Consider the following 21972-nt stretch of genomic DNA (forward strand, 5'->3'; position numbering starts at 1 on the left):
AAGCCCGGGCCGACAGGCCGCGCGATCACGGAAACGTCGGCCCGGTCACAACCTGAAGTGCGCAGCCATCGCCTGCAGGTCCCGCCCCAGGGCGGCCAGGCGGGTGCTGGAGGTGGCGGTTTCCTCCATCGCCTCGGCGGACTGGTCGGCGATGTCGCGGATGCTGGTGACGCTGCGGTTGATCTCTTCGGCCACCGCCGTCTGCTGCTCGGCGGCGGCGGCGATCTGCTGGTTCATCTGGTGCAGGGTGGACACGGCCTCGGCGATGCCGTTGAGCGCCGCCTCGGTCTGGCCGGCGTCCTCCACGGTCTTCTGCACCAGGCTCTCGCTCTGGTGCATGGTCTCCACCGAGCGGCGCACGCCTTCGCGCAGGGTGCCGATCAGCCGCTCGATCTCGGCTGTGGACTGCTGGGTACGCCGCGCCAGGGCCCGCACCTCATCGGCCACCACGGCGAAGCCGCGGCCCTGCTCACCGGCCCGCGCCGCCTCGATGGCAGCGTTGAGCGCCAGCAGGTTGGTCTGCTCGGCCACGCTCTTGATCACGTCCAGCACTGCGCCAATGCTCTGCGCCTCCTGGCTGAGCTGCTCGATGCTCTGGGTGGTGGCCTCCATCGCCTGGGCCAACTGGTCGATGCGCCCCCGGCTCTGGCGCACCACCTCGTTGCCGCTGGCCACGCGGGTGTCGGCGCTGTGGGTGGAGGCCGCAGCGGCCTCGGCGTTGCGTGCCACCTCGTGCACGGTGGCGGTCATCTGGCTCATGGCGGTGGCGACCTGGTCGGTCTCCTGCTTCTGCCCGTTGACCCCGACGCGGGTCTGCTCGGTGACGGCGGACAGCGCCTGGGCCGAGTTGGAAATCTGCTGCACCCCGCCCTGCAGCTGGCCGACCATGTTCCGCAGGTTGGCCGACATGGCGCGCATGGCCTCCAGCAGCTGGCCCACCTCGTCGCTGCGGCCCACCTCGATGTCGCCGCTGAGGTCACCGGCGGAGATCTGCTGCGCCACCTCGATCACCCGCTTGAGCGGCCGCACGATGAGCAGCGCGATGAGCATCGCCGCCGCCAGGCCGATCAGCAGCGCCAGCGCGCTGCCACCGATGATCAGCAGCGAGCTGCCACGCTGCTGGTCCTGCATGGCCTGCTCCTGGTGGTCACGTGCCTTGTCCACGGCCGCGACCATGGCCTCGGCCCCGGCGGTCAGGCCCTGGAACTCGCGCTTCTGCTGCTGCAGGTTCTCGGTGTACTCGCGCAGGCGTTCGTTGAAGGAGTCGATGTTGCCGATCACCTCGGTGAGGACGGCGGCGTAGCCCGGGTCCTGCATGCGGTCGCGCAGCTCACCGGCGAGCTTCTGGGCGTCCAGAGCTTCCTGGATCTGGGTATCGGCGGCTTCCCCGGTGCTGCGGCTCTGCTCCAGGCGCGTACGGGCCTGGTTCAGCGCCAACAGCAGGGACTGGTAGATGCGGCTGATCTCGCCGCCCTGCGCCACCATGTCCGCGCCCTCTGCCCCCTGGGAGCTTTTCAGCAGGTCGATGCCGTCCTCGTTGAGGCCCGACTGCAGCACATCGAGGCTGTTGGAGGCGCTGACCACCAGCCAGTTGGCCGCCTCCAGCGCCAGGCGCATGTTGTCGGAAAGCTCCACATAGCGGTCGAAGGCCGCGCGGTAGCCGCCCACTGCCCCGGCCACTTCGTCCAGGGCCTGGCGGCTGGCGGCATCCACCTCGCCCTTCAGGGCCTCGTTGTGTTCGAGCAGGGTCTGGGTCGCCTGGCGCAGGGCCTCGGCACGCTTGGCATCGCCGGTCAGGGCGTAGTCCTTCTCCACCAGGCGCATGCGTTGCACCTCGCCGCCCAGGGCGTCCATGCGCTCCAGCAGCGCCGCCCCGGCCGCCACGTTGCGCAGCGCCAGGTAGCCGGTGGCCGCCACCACTGCCGTGAGCGCCAGCACCACGCCGAAGCCGAGTGCCAGCTTGGCCGCCGTGCCCAGGCTGGCGATACCCCGTTGGACAACCGATGCCATGCTGCTTCCCTCCATGCCGGTAACCGGGTCGACGCGCTCGCCACCCCGGACAACAGCGCGAACTTAGGAGCGCGCCCCTGCTGGCGACAAGCCATGACCGCGCCAATCCCACGCTAGCTGGTTTTTTTGGATATGCAGAGGTCGCTTTCAGACCATTCGGCGGCAGGTCGTCAAAGTCGCGGCGTCAGAAGCCGGTCGAGATCGCACAGGCGTGTGCGAAAGGCCCCGCAATGGTGCGGGGCCGGGCGGGTCAGGTGGGGCGCACCATGTTGAAGATGTCGCGGGTGCGCACATAGGCGCTGCCGCCCAGGCGGCCTACCAGGTCCAGCGCCTGGGTATCGACGCGCCCCTGCTCGGTGAGCACCCCGTCATCGATATGGGCCAGCAGCACCTCGGCGAAGATCAGGTGGCAGTTGGGGTTGTCGCGGGGGAACGGCTGCGCCTCCAGCAGGCGGCACTCGAAGGCGACCGGCGCGCCCTTGACCCGGGGCGGCGCCACCCGCAGCGACGGCTCGTGCTCGATGCCGCAGCTCTCGAACTCGCTCACCGTGTACGCCAGCGGTGCAGCGGTGGCGTTCATCGCCTCGGCGAAGGCGAACGGCACCAGGTGGATCACCAGCTCGCCGGTTTCCTGCACGTTGCGCAGGGTGTCCTTGAGGCTGCCGTCATCGCGGCTGCCGACGTTGACCATCAGGGTCGGCGGGTCGTCGCTGATCACCTGGAAGAAGCTGAACGGCGCCAGGTTGGCGACACCACTGGCCGACAGGCTGGAGACCCAGGCGATGGGGCGCGGGGTCACGGTGGAGGCCAGCCAGCGGTAGGCCTCCAGAGGCGTGAGGGTGGAGAAGTCGAGTTGCATCAGGTGCTCCGGCAACGGCAAAGGCGAGGCCGGATTATGCCCCGCCCTCGCCTGCCCGACGCAACCGCCTCAGCGCTCTGCCACGCGCCTTACCAGCCAGGCGGCCAGAGCCGGCGCAAGGATGAAGCCGCTGAACAGCCAGATCGCCGCCGACCGCGCACCGGCCTCGCCGCCGGGTTCGATCAGGCCGGCCGCGTTGGCCACCAGCCCCGCCACCGCCGCGCCGATGGCCATGCCGTAGAGCTGCACGGTGGTGATGGCGGTGGACGCAGCGTCTTCCTCACCCTTGGGGGCCAGGGCCATCACCCGGGTGAGCAGGTGCGGCCAGCCCATGCCGACCCCCGCCCCGACCGCCGCCAGCGCCAACGCAGCCAGCAGCGTCCGCAACATGGCGTTCCAGTCACTGCCCAGGGGCAGCACCACCGCCAACGCCGCCAGGCCCGCCACGCAGAACAGCGGCCCCGTGCGCAGCAGGCCATTGGCCTGGCGCCCCTCGCGCCCCGAGGAGGTCAGCGAGCCGATGCTCCAGCCGGCTGCCATCGCCGCCGTCAGGTAGCCCGCCAGCAGCGGCGTCTGGCCGTGCAGCACCTGCAGGAAGTACGGCACGAAGATCTCGGTGGTGGTGCCCACCAGCAACAGCGCAACGCAGGCGTAGGCCGCCCCCAGGGGCGCGCCCAGGGATGCGCTGCCGCTGGGCAGCAGACGCACCCGCGCCTGGCGATCCACCCGCAGGGCCAGGGCCCCCAGCGCCAACCCCAGGACCACTCCGCCCCCCTGCCAGGCCAGGTGCCCGGCGCGACTGGCCGTGGCCACCGCCAGCACCGAGGCGGCAAGCAGGACGATCTGCAGCACCGGCACCCGGGGCGGTGCCCCAGTCCCACGCTCACGCGGGCCGAGCTGCAGCGTCACCAGCACAGCCTGGGCCGCCGCCACCGGCAGCAGTGACCAGAACGCCCAGCGCCAGTGCCCGGCCTCGGCGAACAGCCCGCCCACCGCCGGCCCGCACAGCGTCGCCACGCCCCACATGCCTGATACCAGCGCCACCGCGCGGGGCCACAACGGCGGTTCGAACACCACGCGGATCAGCGCATAACTCAGGGCCGCCAACAGCCCCCCGCCCAACCCCTGGACCGCACGGGCCGCCAGCATCCACGGCATCGACAGTGCCGTGGCGCAACCCATGGTGCCCAGGCTGAACAAGGCCAGCGCCGCCAGGCAGGCGCCTCGCGGCCCGCTGCCCGCCAGCACCCGCACCGACAGTGCCGCACCGATGATGGACGCCACCACGAACAGGGTCGTGTTCCAGGCGTACCAGTCCAGCCCGCCGATCTCACGCACCACCGACGGCAGCACGGTGGTGACGATATGAACGTTGATCGCGTGCAGCGCCACGCTGCCGGTCAGTGCAACGGCCAGCAGGCCGTTGCGCCCGCTGAAAAGATCGCCCCAGGAAGCGGTGGAAGGGGTTTCCGGGGAAGAAGTGGCAGTCGTCATCAGGCGTCTCTCCATGGCCTTTATCCAAGCAACGGCTTGGATATTAGAAATCGCCCGACAAATTAAACAAGAAATTTCTTTGATAAAGCCGATAGGCGCTGCCTATGGCCTTCTTGCGGCCACAAAAAAGCCGGGGCAAGCCCCGGCTCGTTCACCCAAGGGTTTCAGCGGCCCGCGCGGGACTCGCGGATGTAGAAGCGCGCCTTCTCGGCCTTCGCCGTGCAGCCCTGGAACCCCTCGAACTGCTGCTGGGTCTTGGCCGCCGTCAGCAGGCTCAGGGCCTTGGAATAACTCACGGTGCCGGCGAAGCCCTCGGCCTTGGCCAGGTCGAGCTCACGCCAGGCGGCATCCAGTTGGCTGCCGCAGCTCTCGCGGTACGCCGTCTTGCCAGCGCACCCCACGAGGGCAAGGGCAACGAGGGACAGGCTGATCAAGGCTTTCATGGTTTTCCTCCTCGGCTGCATGGGAAATGGCCATCAGTCTACTCAGACTGGCCGCTCCGCCAAAAGATTCCACGGGGTCACGCAATGCTCGGTCGCCGCTTGGCTGCCCTAGGACTCGACAGGTATTGTCTGGCGCATTCTGAAAGAAACGGATGACAGCAGCATGAGCAAACGCGTCGCACTGGTGCTCGGATCGGGCGGTGCCCGGGGCTATGCCCACATCGGGGTGATCCAGGAACTGGAGGCGCGGGGCTACGAGATCGCCTGCGTCGCCGGCTGCTCCATGGGCGCCGTGGTGGGCGGCATCTACGCCGCCGGCAAGCTCGACGAATACCGCGAGTGGACCGAGAGCCTCGACTACCTCGACGTGCTGCGCCTGCTGGATGTCAGCTTCCGCCTGGGGGCCATCCGCGGGGAAAAGGTGTTCGGTCGCATCCGCGAGATCGTCGGCGAGATCGACATCGAGCAGTTGCCTATCCCCTTCACCGCCGTCGCCACCGACCTCACCAACCAGCAGGAAATCTGGTTCCAGGAAGGCTGCCTGCACCAGGCCATGCGCGCCTCGGCGGCCATCCCCAGCCTCTTCACCCCGGTGATGCAGGGCTCGCGGATGCTGGTGGACGGCGGCCTGCTCAACCCGCTGCCGATTGTCCCGGTGGTCTCCAGCCATTGCGACCTGATCATCGCGGTCAACCTCAACGCCACCAACCAGAAGCAGTACCAGCTCCCGGTAATCGAGCGCTCCCCCGCCCTCAAAGGGCGCCTGGACCAGCTCATCAGCTCCCTGGGCGATCGCCTGCCTTTCCGCCGTCGCAGCGACGAGGAGGAACCCGACGCCATCGCCACCCTCCCCGCCCTGCCCGACCCGTGGACCGACGACAGCGCCCGCCCCCAGGCCCAGCAACCCGCGGCCGCCCCGGAACGCGAAGGCGCCCCTCGCTCGGCCAGCGGCTCCCAGGTGGTCGCCAGCGTCGGCCCCGCCTCCCTGCTGGAGCTGGTCAACCAGAGCTTCGAGGTCATGCAGACCTCCCTCGCCCAATACAAGATCGCCGGCTACCCGCCGGACATCCTCATCAACGTGCCCAAGCGCGTCTGCCGCTTCTTCGAGTTCTACAAAGCGCCGGAGCTGATCCAGCTGGGCCGGCAGATCGCGCGGGATACGCTGGAGCGGTATGAGGAGTTGCACTGAGGGAGCCAGTTCCGGGATAGAAGGTATCCGTATTGGTCTGTTGGGCCACCGGAGGGATCGGAAGCAAGGAAATCTGGAACTCAGCAGGCGCGAATCGATCGTCAGGAGCGCGCGCGCACTTCCTGGCAAGCACTGCGCTGCCCATGGATATAACCAGCGATGGCAGCAATGACAGTGAGCAGAAAAACGCTAGCGGCCATATCCATCTCAGACAATGGGCTTATAAGCGTCCGAATTGTCGGGATCATTGGCAACTCGGGCCATCAGCCCCTCGTGAAGCTCGACGAAGTATTCGTCGTCAGCATAGTTCCCAAGGTCTTCCCCAAGCATTTCAACCCAATACCTTGCGCGCTCACGGTCACTAAAGGTGTCGAGGTACAGCTCCGCCAACGAAGCACTGATGAACACCTTGTTCTTGAAATCGGACATCTCACCGGCAGAGGCATACGCCTCTTTCAGCAAGGACAGGCTAAACGCGACATCAACCGAGAAATCTGCTCGCGTGCTCAGGATCGAAGGAAGCCGGCCATAGCGACGCTCAAGCTCATCCAAAGCACGCATCAACCGCCGCCTGCTCCAAGCTTCCTGGGGGCTGTCAGCCTGATTGACCACCTCAGCAGCAAGCTCCAAGACTTCCGCCCAGTCGTGCGCATCAATTCCATCGCTTGTCGCCATGCGAACCTCCTCTGTCCAGCCGACGCTACTGCTGAAGATGATCAATATCGATCTCAGCACCCACGAAACCGGCGAACTCGGCCATCAAGGGCGGTATGGTCAAAGGCGGAATCCGCTCCCCGTCGAATATGACGAGGGTTATCCTCGCCCGCCCAGTATCCGCAATCGCCCTGATCTCATACCTCACCCGATTCAAGGCCGCCGCCAGGCTGTCCCAATGGTCTGCAACTTCACTCGATGAGGACCTGGACCTGACGGACCAAATACTCTGTCGAGGAAGACCAAGCCGTGGGTTTCGTTCACCAGCAAGAAACGCCGTATCGGGAACCATGCCGAGGATGCTGGAAATTTCCTTTGGAGGCACCGAAGTGCCCAGAAGTTGAAAATCGATCTGCAACAAAATCCCTGCCCCTCCACCGCTCTCTCGACCCAGGCCTCATCCTGACCGCTGGACCTCAACAGAAACGACGAGGCGTAGCAAGCTAGGACTGATAGCCCAACACCCCCTCGCCCACCTCGAAGTACTCCACAGGCTCCATCCGCACATAGCGCAGCGCGGCGGTGGCCTGGTGCTGGGCGTAGAGGGGCGCGGCGAAGTAGGCGACCAGCAGGGTGCGGCGTCGGCTGCCGAGGCGGTTGAGGCTGCCGGCGTGGATCAGGTCGGCGTCGAAGACGAGGATGTCGCCCGCCGAGCCGCTCAGTTGAATCGCATGGGACTCGTCGTCGAAGTCGACGGGAGGCGCTGCCAGGTCGAGGCGGTGGCTGCCGGGGATGAGGCGGGTGGCGCCGTTGTCGGGGCCGTAGTCGTCGAGGAAGACCAGGGCGTTGACGGTGTCGCCGGGGCGCTCGGCGGAGAAGTCCCGGTGCAGCCGCTGCCTGCCGCCGTTGGACAGGGGCTCGCGCCCTTCCACCTGGGCGAGGAAGAAACGCTCGCCGATCAACGCGCCCACCACGGCGAGCAGCGCCGGCAGGCGGCACACCGCGCGGACGCCGGGGTCGAGGTCCAGCAGTGCGTGCTGCCAATCCTGGCCGCGCGGCACCGGCCATTCGGCGGAGGGTTTCACCCCGGCGTCGAAGGCGCTGCGCAGGCCCTCCAGCCAATCGGCCGGCACCGCCCCGCGCAGCAGCGCGAAGCCATCCCGGTGAAGCTGTTCGCGTTCGTTCATGGCGTGCTCGATGTCCCTATCGGTGGCCGTGGGTGGGGGTGATCCGGTGCGGCGGATGATCAACCGATCGGCGCCCCACCGGCATTGATCATCGTCAGAAGATCGACCAGCCGATCCGCGCGGAGAGTTCCTCCAGCGCCGCCATGCCGGCCACCGAGTTGCCGGATGCATTCAGCTCCGGCGACCAGACGCACACGGTGAACTGCCCAGGCACCACGGCGACGATGCCGCCGCCGACGCCGCTCTTGCCCGGCAGGCCGACGCGGTAGGCGAAGTTGCCGGCCTCGTCGTAGAGCCCGCTGGTGGCCATCAGCGCGTTCACCTGGCGGGTCTGCCGGGCACTCAGCACGGTTTCGCCGCTGTGCACGTTGACGCCCTCGTTGGCCAGGAAGCTGAAGGCCCGCGCCAGGTCGGCGCAGCTCATGCACAGCGCGCAGTGGTGGAAGTAGCTGCGCAGCACTTCCTCCACGTCGTTGTGGAAGTTGCCGAAGGACTTCATCAGGTAGGCCGCTGCGGCATTGCGCGAGCGGTATTCGTACTCCGAGCGCGCCACCACCGCGTCCGATACCACCTCCGGGTTGCCCGAGAGGCGCCGCACGAAGTCGCGCATGGACAGGCTCGGCGCGGCGAAGCGCGACTGGTTGATGTCGCAGATCACCAGCGCCCCGGCGTTGATGAAGGGGTTGCGCGGCACGCCACGCTCGAACTCCAGCTGCACCAGCGAGTTGAACGGCTGGCCCGACGGCTCGTGGCCCAGGCGCTCCCAGATGGCCTCGCCGGAGTGCTGGAAGGCCTGCACCAGGCTGAACACCTTGGAAATGCTCTGGATGGAGAACGGCAGGTGGCCGTCACCGGCGGTGTACAGCTGGCCGTCGTTGCCGTACACGGCGATGCCCAGCTGGTTGGCGGAAACCCGCGCCAGGGCCGGGATGTAGTCGGCGACCTTGCCGGTGCCGATGAGGGGGCGTACGTGATCGAGGATGTCGTCGAGCAGGGCTTGCATCGTGAGAGGGTCCGAACGGGTAACCAAGCGGGTCAGGAATAAGCGCTAGACGACGGATTCACCGCGCACAACACAGGCACCGTCGCAAATACCGCGACAGGATCGCAGGCGCCGCCCCTAACCCTCCAGCAGACGGTAGCCGACGCCGGCCTCGGTGACGATGAAACGCGGTGCGGCCGGGTCGTCGCCGAGCTTTTGCCGCAGGTGGCCCACCACCACCCGCAGGTAGTGGGTGTCCTCGACATGGGTGGGGCCCCAGATGTCCTTGAGCAGTTGCTGCTGGGTCACCACCCGCCCGAGGTGCCGCGCCAGCTGGGCGAGCACGGCGTACTCCTTGCGGGTCAGGGCCACCTCCTGGCCGTCCAGGGTGACGCGGCGGTAGGCGAAATCCAGGTGCAGCGGGCCGCTGCTCACGCTGGCCTCCTGGGGCTCGCCGCCGCCCTGGCGCAGCAGCACCCGCACCCGGGCGAGGAACTCCTGGATGCCGAAGGGCTTGGTCACGTAGTCGTTGGCGCCGTTGTCCAGCGCCAGCACCTTCTCGCCCTCGCTGGCCCGCACCGAGAGCACCAGCACTGGCACGTGGGACCACTGGCGCAGCTCGGCCAGCACGGCCTGGCCGTCCATGTCCGGCAGGCCGAGGTCCAGCACCACCAGGTCGGGCCGGCCGAGGGCCACCTGGGACAGGCCCTCGGTGCCGTTGGCGGCTTCGAGCACCTTGTGCCCCTGGGACGCCAGGCTGATGCGCAGGAACTTGCGGATCTGTGCTTCGTCGTCGATGACCAGCACGGTCGATTGGTTGGTGCTCATACAATCCTTCATCGAAAACCGTTGGCTACCGGTAGCAGCCCAGAGCAGCAACGCCGCGCCGGGTTACTCGCGGCGGTCCTGCGGCCCGCATGGCGAATGAATTCGCCCCTACAGGTCGCCTCCAAAAACGTAGGCGAGGCAGCCAGCACAAGGCAAAAACAGGCGAAAAAGCGCAGTTTACGCGGGGTAAATGAGCATTTTGATCGGACTCGCGCGCGAGCCTGTTTTTAACGCCGCGATGGCAACGCAGGTAGTTTTTAGAGGTGCCCTACAGCGGGTCATCGCCCGCCTCCTCCTCCAGCACCGGCTGCGGGTGCAACGGCAGGTGCAGGGTCAGCGTAGTCCCCCGACCCTCCAGCCCCTCACCGACGCTGACGCGGCCGCCGTGGGCGCCGACCATGCCCTGGCAGATGGCCAGGCCCAGACCGGTGCCCTGCCCGCCCCGGTCGCCCCGGGCGGCGGTGTAGAACATGTCGAAGATTCGCTCGCGCTCGGCCACCGGGATGCCGGGGCCTTCGTCGCTGACCGCCAGGCGCAGTTCGTCGTCGCCCGCCTCCACCGCCACCCGCAGGCAGCCGCCGGTGGGCGAGAAGCGCGCGGCGTTCTCCAGCACGTTGACCAGCGCCTGCTCGATGAGTGCCGCGTGCACGTAGAGCAGCGGCAGCGCCTCGGGCACCTGCGTCTCCACCTTCAGCGGCGCCAGCACCGGGCGCAGGCGTTGCAGGGCGCTGGCGACGATGTCCACCGGCGCCACCCAGTCGCGGGCGAGCTTGAGACCGCCGTGGCCCAGGCGGGTCATGTCCAGCAGGTTCTGGATGTAGCGGTCCAGGCGCTCGGCCTCGTCGCGGGTGCCCTCCAGCAGCTCGCGGCGGTCCGCCAGGGGGATCGCCTCGCCCAGGGCCAGCAGGCTGTCGATGGAGCCGCGCATGGCCGTCAGCGGCGTGCGCAGGTCGTGGGAGACGGACGCCAGCAGCGCGCTGCGCAGCTGCTCGGTCTCGCCGTGCAGGCGTGCGGCCTCCAGGTCCTCCGCCAACTGGGCGCGGGCCAGGGCCTGGGCCAGCGGCTGGCCGAGGGCGGCCAGCAGGCGGCGGCGCTCGGCGGACAGCGGCTGGCCATCACGCGGGGCCACGCCGAGCAGGGCCAGCGGGCCGTCCTCGCCGCTCAGCGGCAGCCACCACCAGCGCCCGCCCGGCAGCGTGCCGGTGCCCAGGCCGGCGCTCTGTTCGTGCTGCCAGGACCAGTCGGCGGCGGCCCGCTCCTGGTCCGCCAGCAGGCGCTGCACGCCGGCTTCGATCTTCCACAACCCGTCACGGCCACGGCCCAGCAGGCACACCTCCAGGTCGTTCCAGGCCTCGAACTGCTGGGTGGCCGCCTTCATCACCGCCTGGCGGTCGGTGGCGGCGGTGAGCTTGCGCGAGAGGTCCAGCAGCGCCGTGGTTTCCGCCTGGGTGCTGCGCAGGGCTTGCACCTGGCGGCGCTGGCGCGAGGCGAGGTTGCCGGTGAGCCCGGCCATGAGCAGGAAGAACAGCAGGGTCAGCACGTCTTCCTGGCGGGCGATGGTCAGGGAGAACACCGGCGGGATGAACAGGAAGTCATAGGCCAGGAACGACAACCCGGCGCACACCAGCGCCGGGGCCAGGCTGCTGCGCACCGCCACCAGCAGCACGGCAGCGAGGAACACCAGGGAGATGTTCGGCAGCGCCAGCACCAGGTGCGCCCCCCAGGCGATGCCGCTGGCGGCCAGCACCGCGCCCAGCGCCAGGCCGTAGTCGCCCGTCGGCACGGGATCGCGCCCATTGGGTGCGGGGCGGGCGTCCGGGTCGGTGTCGAGCACGCTGATCTCCAGCCCCTGGCCATGGCGCAACAGGCGTTCCGCCACGCCCCGGCCCAGCCAGCGACGGCGCAGGCGTTGGCGGCTGCGCCCCACCAGCAGCAGGCTGGCGCGGCGCTCGCGGGCGTGGGCTAGCAGGGTCGAGGCCACGGCCTCGGCACGCAGGGTCACCACCTCCCCGCCCAGGCGCTCGGCCAGTTGCTGGGCGGCTTGCAGGCGGGCGCGGCTGTCTTCGTTGCGGGTGCGGCCGGTGTCCACGTGCACCAGGCTCCAGGGCAGGTGGCGGCGCTCGGCCACCCGGCAGGCATGGCGCACCAGGCGCTCGGCCTGGTCGTCGCCGTCCACGCCCACCAGCAGGCGGCCGCGCACCGGCGGTGCCTCCTGGCCCTGCAGGCGGTAGCGCCGCGCCAGGTCGGCATCCACCCGCGCGGCGGCGGTCTGCATGGCCAGCTCGCGCAGGGCGGTGAGGTTGGTCTGGGAGAAGAAGGCGTCGATGGCCGCGCGGGCCTGTTCCGGCACGTAGACCTTGCCTTCGCGCAGGCGCTCCAGCAGCTCGCGGGGCGGCAGGTCGATGAGGAGGATCTCGTCCGCCTCCTGCAGCACCCAGTCCGGCACCGTCTCGCGCACCTGCACGCCGGTGATGTCGAACACCTGGTCGTTGAGGGCCTCCAGGTGCTGCACGTTGACCGTGGTGTACACGTCGATGCCGGCGGCCAGCAGCTCCTGCACGTCCTGCCAGCGCTTGGCGTGGCGGCTGCCGGGGGCGTTGCTGTGAGCCAGCTCGTCCACCAGGGCCAGGCGTGGCGGGTGGGCCAGCAGGCCGTCCAGGTCCATCTCGGTCAGCGGCACGCCCCGGTACTCCAGGCGCCGCTGGGGTTGTTGCGGCAGGCCGGCGAGCATCGCCTCGGTCTCGCTGCGGCCGTGGGTCTCCACCACGCCCACGCGCAGGTCGACGCCCTGGCGCCGTTGCGCCTGGGCGGCCTGGAGCATGGCGTAGGTCTTGCCCACGCCGGGCGCGGCACCGAGGAAGACTTTCAGGCGGCCACGCCCTTCGTGGGGCAGTTCGGCCAACAGCGCATCCGCGCGGCCGGCATCACTCATTCGGGCATCTCGTTCAGTCTCAGGTTGAGGGCCAGGACGTTGACCACCGGCTCACCGATGGCCGGCCGTTCGGTGTAGCGCTCCACCAGGCGCTCCAGTTGCTCGGGCGGCAGGTGGCGGGCGGCGGCGATGCGCGGAATCTGGTAGCGCGCGGCAGCCGGCGGCAGGTGCGGATCGAGGCCGCTGCCGGAGGTGGTCACCAGGGCCATCGGCACCGGGCCCTGGGCGTCGGCCAGCAGGCGGTTGGCGTCCTTGTTGATGCGCTCGGCCAGGGCCGGGTTGCTCGGCGCCAGGTTGCTGGCCGCGCTGGATACGGTGGCGTAGTCACCGGCCGAGGGGCGCGGCTGGAACCACTGCGGGCCGTCCACGGGCTGGGCCAGCAGGCGGCTGCCACGCACCTCGCCCTGGGCATCGCGCACCAGGCTGCCGTTGGCCTGCTCGGGGAAGGCCACCTGAGCAATGCCGGTCACGGTGAGGGGGTAGGCGACGCCGGTAATCAGGGTCATCAGGGCCAGGAGGCTCAGGGCGGGTCGAAGTTGCGAAAGCATATTCAGTTCCTCGATGGAAAGCGAAGACGGATGGGGGCGGGTCTGCCCAGCCCCCGATCTTCCCCGGGTGTCCGGGGAATGGCGTCACACCAGGCCGATGACGGTGAGCAGCACGTCGATCACCTTGATGCCGACGAAGGGCGCCACCAGCCCGCCCAGGCCGTAGATCAGCAGGTTGCGGCGCAGCAGGCTGGCGGCGTCTGCGGCCTGGATGCGCACCCCGCGCAGGGCCAGGGGGATCAGCGCGATGATGATCAGCGCGTTGAATACGATGGCCGAGAGGATGGCGCTCTGCGGGCTGTGCAGCTGCATCAGGTTGAGCACGCCCAGCTGCGGGTAGATGCCGGCGAACAGCGCGGGGAGGATGGCGAAGTACTTGGCCACGTCGTTGGCCACCGAGAAGGTGGTCAGCGCGCCCCGGGTCACCAGCAACTCCTTGCCCACCTGCACCACATCCAGCAGCTTGGTCGGGTCGGAGTCCAGGTCCACCAGGTTGGCGGCCTCGCGGGCGGCCTGGGTGCCGTCGTTCATCGCCAGGCCCACGTCGGCCTGGGCCAGCGCCGGGGCGTCGTTGGCGCCGTCGCCGCACATGGCCACCAGCTTGCCTTCGCCCTGCTCGAAGCGGATGCGCGCCAGCTTCTTCTCCGGCGTTGCCTCGGCGATCACGTCGTCCACCCCGGCTTCGGCGGCAATGGCGGCGGCGGTCAGCGGGTTGTCACCGGTCACCATCACGGTGCGGATGCCCATGCGGCGCAGCTCGGCGAAGCGGTCGCGGATGCCGGGCTTGACCACGTCCTTGAGGTGGATGGCACCCAGCAGGCGGCCATCGGCGGCCACCAGCAGCGGCGTACCGCCGCCCTGGGCGATGCGCTCGACCTCGCGGGCGAGCACCTCGGGCATGCCGTCGCGCTCTATGCCGACCCAGGCCAGCACCGCGTCCACGGCGCCCTTGCGGTAGCGGTGGCCGTTCCAGTCGGCACCGGAGAGGCGCGTCTCGGCGCTGAAGGCGATGGCGGTGACGGCCTCGCGGGCCGGCTCCTCCAGGGTGTTGAGCGCGCGCAGGTACTCGACGATGGACTTGCCTTCAGGCGTGTCGTCGGCCAGGGAGGCCAGCAGCGCCGCGTCGGCCAGCTCCTTGCCGCTGATGCCGGGGGCCTTGACCATCGCGCTGCAGCGGCGGTTGCCGAAGGTGATGGTGCCGGTCTTGTCCAGCAGCAGCACGTGCACGTCCCCTGCCGCTTCCACGGCACGGCCGGACTTGGCGATGACGTTGAGGCGCACCAGGCGGTCCATGCCGGCGATGCCGATGGCCGAGAGCAGGCCGCCGATGGTGGTGGGGATGAGCGTCACCAGCAGCGCCACCAGGTACACCAGCGGCAGGTCACCACCGGCGAAGCGGGCGAAGGGCTGCAGGGTGGCCACCACCAGCAGGAAGATCAGCGTCAGGCCGATGAGCAGGATGTCCAGCGCCACTTCGTTCGGCGTCTTCTGCCGGCGCGCACCTTCCACCAGGGCGATCATGCGGTCCAGGGTCGACTCGCCGGGGTTGGCGGTGATCTTCACCAGCAGCCAGTCCGACACCACGCGGGTGTTGCCGGTGACGGCCGAGCGGTCGCCGCCGGACTCGCGGATCACCGGTGCGGATTCGCCGGTGATGGCGGCCTCGTTGACCGCCGCGATGCCCTGGATCACCTCGCCGTCACCGGGGATCAGCTCACCGGCCTCGACGCGGACGATGTCGCCCCGGCGCAGGCTGCTGGCCGGCACCGTCTCGAAGGCACCGGAGGCCGTGCGGCGACGGGCGCCAAGGCCCTGGCTGCCGGCCTTGAGGCTGTCGGCGCGAGCCTTGCCACGGCCTTCGGCCAGGGCCTCGGCGAAGTTGGCGAAGAGCACGGTGAACCACAGCCACAGCGCGAGCTGCAGCGCCAGGCCGAGGGACACCGCCGGGTTGGGGATGAAGCAGAGCACGGTGGTCAGCACCGCCGTCAGCTCCACCACCAGCATCACCGGCGAGCGCTTGAGCTGGCGCGGGTCGAGCTTGACGAAGGCCTGCACCAGCGCCGGCTTCCACAGCGCGGCGACGGTGGTGGCGGAGGGTTGCTTGGCGCCGACCTTGGGCGCCTTCAGAGGGGCGTTCATCATGGTTCTCCGTTAGAAGCCCTGGAGCTGCGCGAGGTGTTCGGCGATGGGCCCGAGGGCCAATGCCGGGAGGAAGGTCAGGCCGCCCACCAGCAGGATGGTCAGGGTCAGCAAAGTGACGAACAGCGGGCCGTGGGTGGGGAAGCTGTCGGCACCGACCGGCGCGCGCTTCTTCGCCGCCAGGCTGCCGGCGATGGCCAGCACCGGGAGGATGTAGCCGAAGCGCCCGAGCAGCATGGCCAGGCCGATCATCACGTTATGGAACACCGTGTTGGCCCCCAGCCCGGCGAACGCCGACCCGTTGTTGGCGGTGCCCGAGGTGTAGGCGTAGAGCGCCTGGCTGAAGCCATGGGCACCCGGGTTGGTGATGGAGGCCGCCGGGCCCGGCAGGCTCACCGCCAGGGCGCAGAACACCAGCACGCCCACCGGCATCACCAGCAGCGTGGCCACCAGCAGGCGCACCTCGCGTGCCTCCAGCTTCTTGCCCAGGTATTCGGGGGTGCGGCCGATCATCAGGCCGGCAAGGAACACTGCGATCAGCACGAACAGCAGCATGCCGTAGAGGCCCGCGCCGACCCCGCCGAAGATCACCTCGCCGAGCATCATGTTGAACATCGGCACCATGCCGCCCAGGGCGCTGAAGCTGTCGTGCATGGCGTTCACCGAGCCGTTGGACGCGGCCGTGGTGGTCACCGCCCAGAGTGCCGACGCGGCGGTGCCGAAGCGCGCCTCCTTGCCCTCCAGCGAACCCACCTGCTCGATGGGCAGCGCGGCCAGGGCCGGGTTGGGGCGGAACTCCGCCCACAGGGTGACGCTGAGGCCGACGGCGAACAGCACCAGCATGCAGGCCAGCAGCGCGCGGCTCTGGCGCAGGTCCTTCACGTAGTGGCCGAAGCTGAACACCAGCGCGGCGGGGATCAGGATGATCGACGCCACCTCGAACAGGTTGCTCCAGGCGCTGGGGTTCTCGAACGGGTGGCTGGAGTTCACGCCGAAGAAGCCGCCGCCGTTGGTGCCGAGCTGCTTGATGGCGATCTGGCTGGCCGCCGGGCCGAGGGGGATGACCTGGTCGGCGCCGCCCAGGGTCTTGGCACTGACGTAGTCGGCGAAGGTCTGCGGCACGCCTTGCCACACCAGGAACAGCGCCAGCAGCAGGCACAGCGGCAGCAGCGCATAGAGGGTGCCCCGGGTCAGGTCGACCCAGAAGTTGCCCAGGTCCCGCGTGCTGCGCCGGGCGATGCCACGGGCCAGGGCCACCAGCACGCACAGGCCCACCGAGGCGCTGACGAAGTTCTGCACGCCCAGGCCGACCATCTGGCTGAAGTAGCTCAGGCTCGCCTCGCCGCTGTAGGACTGCCAGTTGGTGTTGGTGACGAAGCTGACGGCGGTGTTGAACGCCAGGCTCCATTCCAGCCCCGGCAGGTGCTGCGGGTTCAGCGGCAGCAGGTGCTGCAGGGTGAGGATGCTGAACAGCAGCACCAGCCCGGCGGCGTTGAACGCCAGCAGGGCAAGGGTGTAGGTCTTCCAGTCGTGCTCGCGCTGCGGGTCGACGCCGGCGATGCGGTAGCACAGGCGCTCCACCGGGGCGAACAGCGGGGTCAGGAAGGTTCGCTCACCCTCCATGGCACGGTAGATGTAGCGCCCGATGAAGGGCGCCGGCACCAGCACCAGGAGGAAGAAGGCCAGGATCAGGCCGTAGTCCTGTACGTCCATGGCGCCCCCTAGCCACGCTCGGCGCGCAGCAGCGCGACCAGCAGGTAGATGAAAAGCCCCGTGGCCATGGCCAGGGACAACCCGTCGAGAATGCTCATGTGTAGTGCTCCGTGATGCGGACGGCGCCGCTTTGGGCAAATTCTCGACAAGGGGGGCGTAAAGGAACGAGCCACGGAAGGGCCTGGCGGCATAAAGATCGCGTAAAGAAGTGGGCCAAATGCCCGTCTGCCAGGACTCCCAGCGCCTGGCCAGCACGCCGCGCTGACGCGAAGCGAGGAAGGCTCGGGCGGGGACAGTGCCCTTCAGGAGGGCGAGCCATGGGAGTCGGCAGAACGCTCCACCCGAAGTCCTGCGCCCCCGACCGTCCACCGCCTACCCCCTCCCACGCCCGCTGCCGAGTGCCAAAACGCCCCCGGCGTGATCCATCCCGGCAGCGGGAAACACCCTGCCGAACCGCCCGGTTCGGACCTGTCCGAAAATCCCCCCGCTTCTTTTACAGCGGCCCGAGGCCGTGCCTACCATCGGCGCGCCGGCAACCAACCCTCCCACTGAACGAACACCAGCCACAGGCTGGCGAGCCCGCGCGCCTTCGGGCGGTGCAGGCTCAGGAGTGCTTTATGCCGAGCTTCAAGATCAACCCCGTCTGCCGAGGCATCTGCCTCTGGGCAGCCTCACTGGGCACCCTGGCGGCCCTGCCGGTGGCAACGGCCACTGCGGCCGACTCCGCCACCGCCCAGCACGCCAGTGCCACGCGGGAAGTCACCCTCACCGGCCAGTTCATCGACCTGCAGGCCCTCAAGCCCGGTACAGCGCGCAGCGGTGTCGCCGCCCTGGGCACCGAGCAGTTGCGCCAGGAGGCAGGCCTGAGCCTGCTGCGCACCAGCGCCGAACCCATCGAGCATCAAGCCGGGCTCAACGTGTACGTCGGCCAGACCCTGGGGGCGGCTCGCAGCCTCTCGGGCCCTGGTGAGTTCTTCCTCGCTGCGCGGGACAACGGCAGCTTCGTCGCCCTGCTGCCCGAGGCCAACGCCATCATCCGTGGCTCGGCCGACGGCGAGCAGGTGCTGACCCGCTTCGACACCCCGCACGCCTTCCACCCGAGCCAGGTCGACTACGTCGAGCAGGTGCTCGAAGAAGTCCCGGGCATCCTCGAGGAGCGCGGCAAGCGCAGCCTGCTGGTGGACCGTAGCCAGGCCGGGGAGATCGTGATCGACCTGCTGGCCGGCTTCTCCCAGAAAGCCGCCAATTACATCGGCGACCACGAGGCCTATGCCCTGGCCCAGGTGGCCCTGGTCAACCGCGCCCTGAAGCAGTCCCAGGTCGAAGGGGTACGCATACGCCTGGTGGGCACCCAGGTGATCGCGGACGACCACCCCATCACCACCGACACCCTCGGCAAGCTGTCGACGCTGTTCCGCGATGGCATGCGCCAGTACAGCCCCGACCTGGTGGCCGGCTTCATCATGGGCACCCCAGGCGTCGACACCGCCATTGGCTGGGCCTACGTGCCGGGGCGCTACTCGATCAACTACATCAACTCCCCCACCACCTTCCGCCACGAAGTGGCCCACAACGCCGGCGGCAGCCACTGCTCGGACGGCAAGAGCTACCGCTTCGGCTACAACAACGGCCGGGTCGGCACCATCCTTTGCGGCAACCATGTGCCCTTCTACTCCAACCCGGACCTGCGCGACGTGCAGGGGATCCCCCTGGGCGATGCCAGCACTGCCAACATGGCCAGGGTCTGGCGCGAGAACGCGGCACGCATGTCGGCCTACAGCCCGGCGGTCGTGCCCCTGGCCGAGGAGATCAAGCGCGAGGTGCTGAAGGAGCGGGTCAGCCTGGCCAAGAACCAATGGCGCAACTTCGTCATCGACGTGCCCGAGGGCAGCCGGCGCCTGCTGATCAGCACCGCCCATGGCGAGGGCTACGACCGGGGCAACGGCCGCTCGCAACTGCTGCTGCGCCGTGGCGCCCTGCCCAGCGACGCCCAGTTCGACGCCCGTTCGACGCTGAACAACCACCCCTTCCTGGCGCTGGACAACCCGGCCCCGGGCCGCTGGCACCTGGCGATCCGCGCAGAACCCAACAACCCGGTGGACGACATCTACCTGGACGGCGCCCTCTACGCCGCCACCCAGGACACCGCCCAGGCGCGCTACCTGAAGCTGGTGGCCGAGTCCTCCATCGACGGCAAGGAGCGCGCCAGCGCCGCAGAGCTGCACCTGGCGGACGCCCAGGGCCGGTTGCTGTCCCGTGACGGCTGGCGGGTGCACTCCGTCAGCAGCGCCGTCCCCGCCTCAGCGAGCGGCGCCCACGCCATCGACGGCAACACCAGCTCCTACTGGAGCACCGTGCCCGGTGACCGCTACCCCCACCAGATGGTCATCGACCTGGGTGGCGAGCAGCGCTTCTCCAGCCTCAACTACCTGCCCCAGCAGGTGCGCGACATGGAGGGCAACATCAAGGGCTACCGCATCTACGGCAGCGACAACCCCAACGGCAACTGGACCCTGCTCGGCCAGGGCGAGTTCAGCGCCAGCAACGAGGCCCAGGCCGCCCCGCTGAAAGCCGAGGACGCCGGCACGCCGCCGGTGGTGGTGATCCAGGGCCCGGCCTCGGCCGAAGCCGGCCAGAAGGTGCAGCTGGACGCCTCCGGCTCCAGCGATCCCCAGGGCAGCGCCCTCAGCTACAGCTGGTCCGTGACCCCGGCGCTGGACTTCGACATCGACGGCCCGCGCCTGACCCTCAAGGCCCCGGAGCACAGCAGCGACACCCGCTACCGCTTCAGCGTGACGGTCAGCAACGGCAAGCAGACCACCACCCGCGTGCACGAGCTGCTGGTCAAGGCTGCCAGCGGCGCCGGCGCCACCTGCGAAGCCACCTGGCAACCCGGCACCGAGTACCTGCAAGGCCACAAGGCCCAGTGGAAAGGCCGCCTGTACGAAGCCCGCTGGTGGACGCGCAACAACGAGCCCGGCACCGCCGCCTCCACCGGGGCGGACGGCAGCGGCAAGGTCTGGCGTGACCTGGGCCCCTGCGAGGCCAGCGGCACGCCCGAACAGCCGCCGGTGATCCTGCCGCCGGTGCCCGCCATCAGCGGGCCGGGGGATGCCAAGGCCGGTGACCGTGTGCAGCTCAGCGCCTCTGCCTCCAGCGACCCGAACGGGCTGGCCCTCAGCTACCGCTGGAGCGTGAGCCCTGCCCTCGCCTTCCAGAGCGACGGCGCCGGCCTCAGCTTCACCGCGCCGCGCCTGGACAAGGACGCCGACTACACCTTCACCCTCACCCTGGGCAACGGCCACCACGAAGTGACCCGCACCCACAAGGTCCGGGTGAAAGCCGACGCTCCGGTGATCCTGCCACCCGTGGCAGCCATCAGCGGACCGGCAGAAGCCAAAGCTGGTGACCGCGTGCAGCTCAGCGCAGCCGGATCGACAGACCCGAACGGACTCAACCTCCGCTACCGCTGGAGCGTGAACCCTGCCCTCGCCTTCCAGAGCGACGGCGCCGGCCTCAGCTTCACCGCGCCGCGCCTGGACAAGGACGCCGACTACACCTTCACCCTCACCCTGGGCAACGGCCACCACGAAGTGACCCGCACCCACAAGGTCCGGGTGAAGGCCGAGGCCGGCCAGCAACCCGGTACCTGTGCCAGCCCCTGGAGCGCCTCGGGCACCTACTGGGAAGGCAACAAGGTGACCCACAAGGGCCGCACCTACACCGCCCGCTGGTGGACCAAGGGCAACGAGCCCGGCAACCCGGCCTTCACCGGCGCCGACGGCAGCGGCAAGGTCTGGCGTGACGAGGGCGCCTGCCGGTAAACCCCAACCCCGCCAAACGAAAGAGGCCGCCCAGTGGGCGGCCTCTTTCATTGCGGGCAGCGGGGTTACTGCTGCAGCTCCTGCTCGGTGAACAGGCCGTCGAAGAGCATGGTGGACAGGTAGCGCTCGCCCGAGTCAGGGAGGATCACCACCAGGGTCTTGCCCTGCATCTCCGGCTTCTCGGCCAGGCGCACGGCGGCAGCCATCGCCGCCCCGCAGGAAATGCCGCAGAGGATGCCTTCCTCGCGCATCAGGCGCTGGGCCATGGCCTTGGCCTCCTCATCGCTGACCTGCTCGACGCGGTCGACGATGGACAGGTCCAGGTTCTTCGGCACGAAGCCGGCACCGATGCCCTGGATCTTGTGCGGGCTGGGCTTCACCTCGTCACCGGCCAGGGTCTGGCTGATCACCGGCGAAGTCACCGGCTCCACCGCCACCGAGAGGATCGGCTTGCCGCGCTGCTGCTTGATGTAGCGGGAAATGCCGGTGATGGTGCCGCCGGTGCCGACGCCGGCCACCAGCACGTCGATGGCGCCGTCGGTGTCGTTCCAGATCTCCGGGCCGGTGGTCTTCTCATGGATGGCCGGGTTGGCCGGGTTCTCGAACTGTTGCAGCAGCAGGTACTGCTCGGGGTTGCCGGCGGCGATCTCGGCCGCCTTCTCGATGGCGCCCTTCATGCCCTTGGCCGGTTCGGTGAGCACCAGCTCGGCGCCCAGGGCCTTGAGCACCTTGCGCCGCTCCAGGCTCATGGAGGCCGGCATGGTGAGGATCAGCTTGTAGCCCCGCGCCGCCGCGACGAAGGCCAGGCCGATGCCGGTGTTGCCCGAGGTGGGCTCCACCAGGGTCATGCCCGGGCGCAGGCGGCCGCTCTCTTCCGCGTCCCAGATCATGCTGGCGCCGATGCGGCACTTCACCGAATAGGCCGGGTTGCGCCCCTCGATCTTGGCGAGGATGGTCACGCCCTTGGGGCCCAGGCGGTTGATCATCACCAGCGGCGTGTTGCCGATGGCCTTGGAGTTGTCTGCGTAGATGCGGCTCATGAACCGGTCCTCGAAGGTGGCGGGTCGATGGGAGAAAGGGGCCCAGCCTATGCCCAGGTGCCCCGGCAGTCCAGCCGAACCGAATGGCGCCGGCACAGTCCATCGGACATGTGCCAAACGCCGGAAGCAC

17 protein-coding genes and 1 pseudogene are annotated in these 21972 nt (G+C 69.1%); 2 read left to right on the forward strand and 16 right to left on the reverse strand.

Translation table 11 applies throughout. The annotated features are described in order from the left end of the window. Positions 1-45 precede the first annotated feature (45 nt). From FBY21_RS30270 to FBY21_RS11005, 5 genes and pseudogenes are all read right to left on the reverse strand, one after another. Positions 46-918: a methyl-accepting chemotaxis protein gene (locus tag FBY21_RS30270; RefSeq protein WP_409563814.1), complete on the reverse strand. Its 873-nt coding sequence runs from the start codon at positions 916-918 to the stop codon at positions 46-48. Next, a pseudogene (locus FBY21_RS30275) lies at positions 904-2025 on the reverse strand (HAMP domain-containing protein); the annotation flags it as partial. The pseudogene FBY21_RS30275 and the gene FBY21_RS30270, both read right to left, overlap by 15 nt. A 235-nt stretch (positions 2026-2260) precedes the next feature. Further along, entirely contained in the window at positions 2261-2869 is a 609-nt protein-coding gene (locus FBY21_RS10995; RefSeq protein WP_142010967.1) for a flavin reductase family protein, read from the reverse strand. Between the two features lie 69 nt (positions 2870-2938). After that, positions 2939-4363 (reverse strand): MFS transporter, encoded by a 1425-nt coding sequence (locus FBY21_RS11000; protein ID WP_142010970.1) that lies wholly within the window; start codon positions 4361-4363, stop codon positions 2939-2941. A 164-nt stretch (positions 4364-4527) separates the two neighbouring features. Continuing rightward, positions 4528-4806, reverse strand: a complete 279-nt coding sequence (locus FBY21_RS11005) for a hypothetical protein (protein ID WP_142010972.1) — start codon at positions 4804-4806, stop codon at positions 4528-4530. 163 nt (positions 4807-4969) lie between these two features. Here FBY21_RS11005 and FBY21_RS11010 point away from each other — a divergent pair, with 163 nt between their 5' ends. After that, the gene (locus tag FBY21_RS11010; RefSeq protein WP_074968724.1) at positions 4970-5995 is read left to right on the forward strand and encodes a patatin-like phospholipase family protein; all 1026 of its coding nucleotides are present in this window, start codon (positions 4970-4972) and stop codon (positions 5993-5995) included. 207 nt (positions 5996-6202) lie between these two features. On the opposite strand, the gene FBY21_RS11015 is transcribed toward FBY21_RS11010, so the two are convergent. The 10 genes from FBY21_RS11015 to FBY21_RS11060 all read right to left on the reverse strand — a co-directional run bounded on the left by FBY21_RS11015 (position 6203) and on the right by FBY21_RS11060 (position 17076). Further along, positions 6203-6670, reverse strand: coding sequence for a hypothetical protein (locus tag FBY21_RS11015; RefSeq protein WP_142010975.1), 468 nt, complete (start codon positions 6668-6670; stop codon positions 6203-6205). Between the two features lie 25 nt (positions 6671-6695). Continuing rightward, positions 6696-7034 carry a DUF4279 domain-containing protein gene (locus FBY21_RS30280; RefSeq protein ID WP_366519977.1) on the reverse strand — a complete coding sequence of 113 codons (339 nt, stop codon included), beginning with the start codon at positions 7032-7034 and terminating at the stop codon, positions 6696-6698. Positions 7035-7152: 118 nt separating this feature from the next. Continuing rightward, positions 7153-7836, reverse strand: a complete 684-nt coding sequence (locus FBY21_RS11025) for a phytanoyl-CoA dioxygenase family protein (RefSeq protein ID WP_142010988.1) — start codon at positions 7834-7836, stop codon at positions 7153-7155. Positions 7837-7930: 94 nt separating this feature from the next. Continuing rightward, positions 7931-8839: a glutaminase B gene (gene glsB, locus FBY21_RS11030; protein WP_142010990.1), complete on the reverse strand. Its 909-nt coding sequence runs from the start codon at positions 8837-8839 to the stop codon at positions 7931-7933. 117 nt (positions 8840-8956) lie between these two features. Beyond that, positions 8957-9646: a response regulator gene (locus FBY21_RS11035; protein WP_142010994.1), complete on the reverse strand. Its 690-nt coding sequence runs from the start codon at positions 9644-9646 to the stop codon at positions 8957-8959. 268 nt (positions 9647-9914) lie between these two features. Next, positions 9915-12578: a sensor histidine kinase gene (locus FBY21_RS11040; RefSeq protein ID WP_142010997.1), complete on the reverse strand. Its 2664-nt coding sequence runs from the start codon at positions 12576-12578 to the stop codon at positions 9915-9917. After that, entirely contained in the window at positions 12575-13126 is a 552-nt protein-coding gene (gene kdpC, locus FBY21_RS11045; RefSeq protein ID WP_044409304.1) for a potassium-transporting ATPase subunit KdpC, read from the reverse strand. The genes FBY21_RS11040 and kdpC overlap by 4 nt, the downstream gene beginning before the upstream one ends. Before the next feature lie 84 nt (positions 13127-13210). After that, positions 13211-15265 carry a potassium-transporting ATPase subunit KdpB gene (gene kdpB, locus FBY21_RS11050; RefSeq protein WP_142011000.1) on the reverse strand — a complete coding sequence of 685 codons (2055 nt, stop codon included), beginning with the start codon at positions 15263-15265 and terminating at the stop codon, positions 13211-13213. Positions 15266-15277: 12 nt separating this feature from the next. Beyond that, complete coding sequence (kdpA, locus tag FBY21_RS11055) at positions 15278-16978, reverse strand: potassium-transporting ATPase subunit KdpA (protein WP_142011002.1); 1701 nt, start codon at positions 16976-16978, stop codon at positions 15278-15280. Between the two features lie 8 nt (positions 16979-16986). Next, entirely contained in the window at positions 16987-17076 is a 90-nt protein-coding gene (locus FBY21_RS11060; protein ID WP_069566518.1) for a K(+)-transporting ATPase subunit F, read from the reverse strand. A 519-nt stretch (positions 17077-17595) separates the two neighbouring features. Between FBY21_RS11060 and FBY21_RS11065 the strand changes: the two genes are divergently transcribed. Then, positions 17596-20802 (forward strand): PKD domain-containing protein, encoded by a 3207-nt coding sequence (locus tag FBY21_RS11065; RefSeq protein ID WP_160158597.1) that lies wholly within the window; start codon positions 17596-17598, stop codon positions 20800-20802. Between the two features lie 65 nt (positions 20803-20867). Here FBY21_RS11065 and cysK read toward each other — a convergent pair whose 3' ends face one another. Next, complete coding sequence (gene cysK, locus FBY21_RS11070) at positions 20868-21842, reverse strand: cysteine synthase A (RefSeq protein WP_044409315.1); 975 nt, start codon at positions 21840-21842, stop codon at positions 20868-20870. Positions 21843-21972: the final 130 nt, after the last annotated feature.

It is taken from the genome of Pseudomonas sp. SLBN-26 (assembly GCF_006715895.1).
Lineage (GTDB): Bacteria > Pseudomonadota > Gammaproteobacteria > Pseudomonadales > Pseudomonadaceae > Metapseudomonas > Metapseudomonas otitidis.

Excerpts from the sequence above, each read along its gene's own strand:
- FBY21_RS30270 (WP_409563814.1), bottom strand. The coding sequence starts at position 918 with ATGCGCGCCATGTCGGCCAACCTGCGGAACATGGTCGGCCAGCTGCAG.
- FBY21_RS10995 (WP_142010967.1), bottom strand. The coding sequence starts at position 2,869 with ATGCAACTCGACTTCTCCACCCTCACGCCTCTGGAGGCCTACCGCTGG.
- FBY21_RS11000 (WP_142010970.1), bottom strand. The coding sequence starts at position 4,363 with ATGACGACTGCCACTTCTTCCCCGGAAACCCCTTCCACCGCTTCCTGG.
- FBY21_RS11005 (WP_142010972.1), bottom strand. The coding sequence starts at position 4,806 with ATGAAAGCCTTGATCAGCCTGTCCCTCGTTGCCCTTGCCCTCGTGGGG.
- FBY21_RS11010 (WP_074968724.1), top strand. The coding sequence starts at position 4,970 with ATGAGCAAACGCGTCGCACTGGTGCTCGGATCGGGCGGTGCCCGGGGC.
- FBY21_RS11015 (WP_142010975.1), bottom strand. The coding sequence starts at position 6,670 with ATGGCGACAAGCGATGGAATTGATGCGCACGACTGGGCGGAAGTCTTG.
- FBY21_RS11025 (WP_142010988.1), bottom strand. The coding sequence starts at position 7,836 with ATGAACGAACGCGAACAGCTTCACCGGGATGGCTTCGCGCTGCTGCGC.
- glsB (WP_142010990.1), bottom strand. The coding sequence starts at position 8,839 with ATGCAAGCCCTGCTCGACGACATCCTCGATCACGTACGCCCCCTCATC.
- FBY21_RS11035 (WP_142010994.1), bottom strand. The coding sequence starts at position 9,646 with ATGAGCACCAACCAATCGACCGTGCTGGTCATCGACGACGAAGCACAG.
- FBY21_RS11040 (WP_142010997.1), bottom strand. The coding sequence starts at position 12,578 with ATGAGTGATGCCGGCCGCGCGGATGCGCTGTTGGCCGAACTGCCCCAC.
- kdpC (WP_044409304.1), bottom strand. The coding sequence starts at position 13,126 with ATGCTTTCGCAACTTCGACCCGCCCTGAGCCTCCTGGCCCTGATGACC.
- kdpB (WP_142011000.1), bottom strand. The coding sequence starts at position 15,265 with ATGAACGCCCCTCTGAAGGCGCCCAAGGTCGGCGCCAAGCAACCCTCC.
- kdpA (WP_142011002.1), bottom strand. The coding sequence starts at position 16,978 with ATGGACGTACAGGACTACGGCCTGATCCTGGCCTTCTTCCTCCTGGTG.
- FBY21_RS11060 (WP_069566518.1), bottom strand. The coding sequence starts at position 17,076 with ATGAGCATTCTCGACGGGTTGTCCCTGGCCATGGCCACGGGGCTTTTC.
- FBY21_RS11065 (WP_160158597.1), top strand. The coding sequence starts at position 17,596 with ATGCCGAGCTTCAAGATCAACCCCGTCTGCCGAGGCATCTGCCTCTGG.
- cysK (WP_044409315.1), bottom strand. The coding sequence starts at position 21,842 with ATGAGCCGCATCTACGCAGACAACTCCAAGGCCATCGGCAACACGCCG.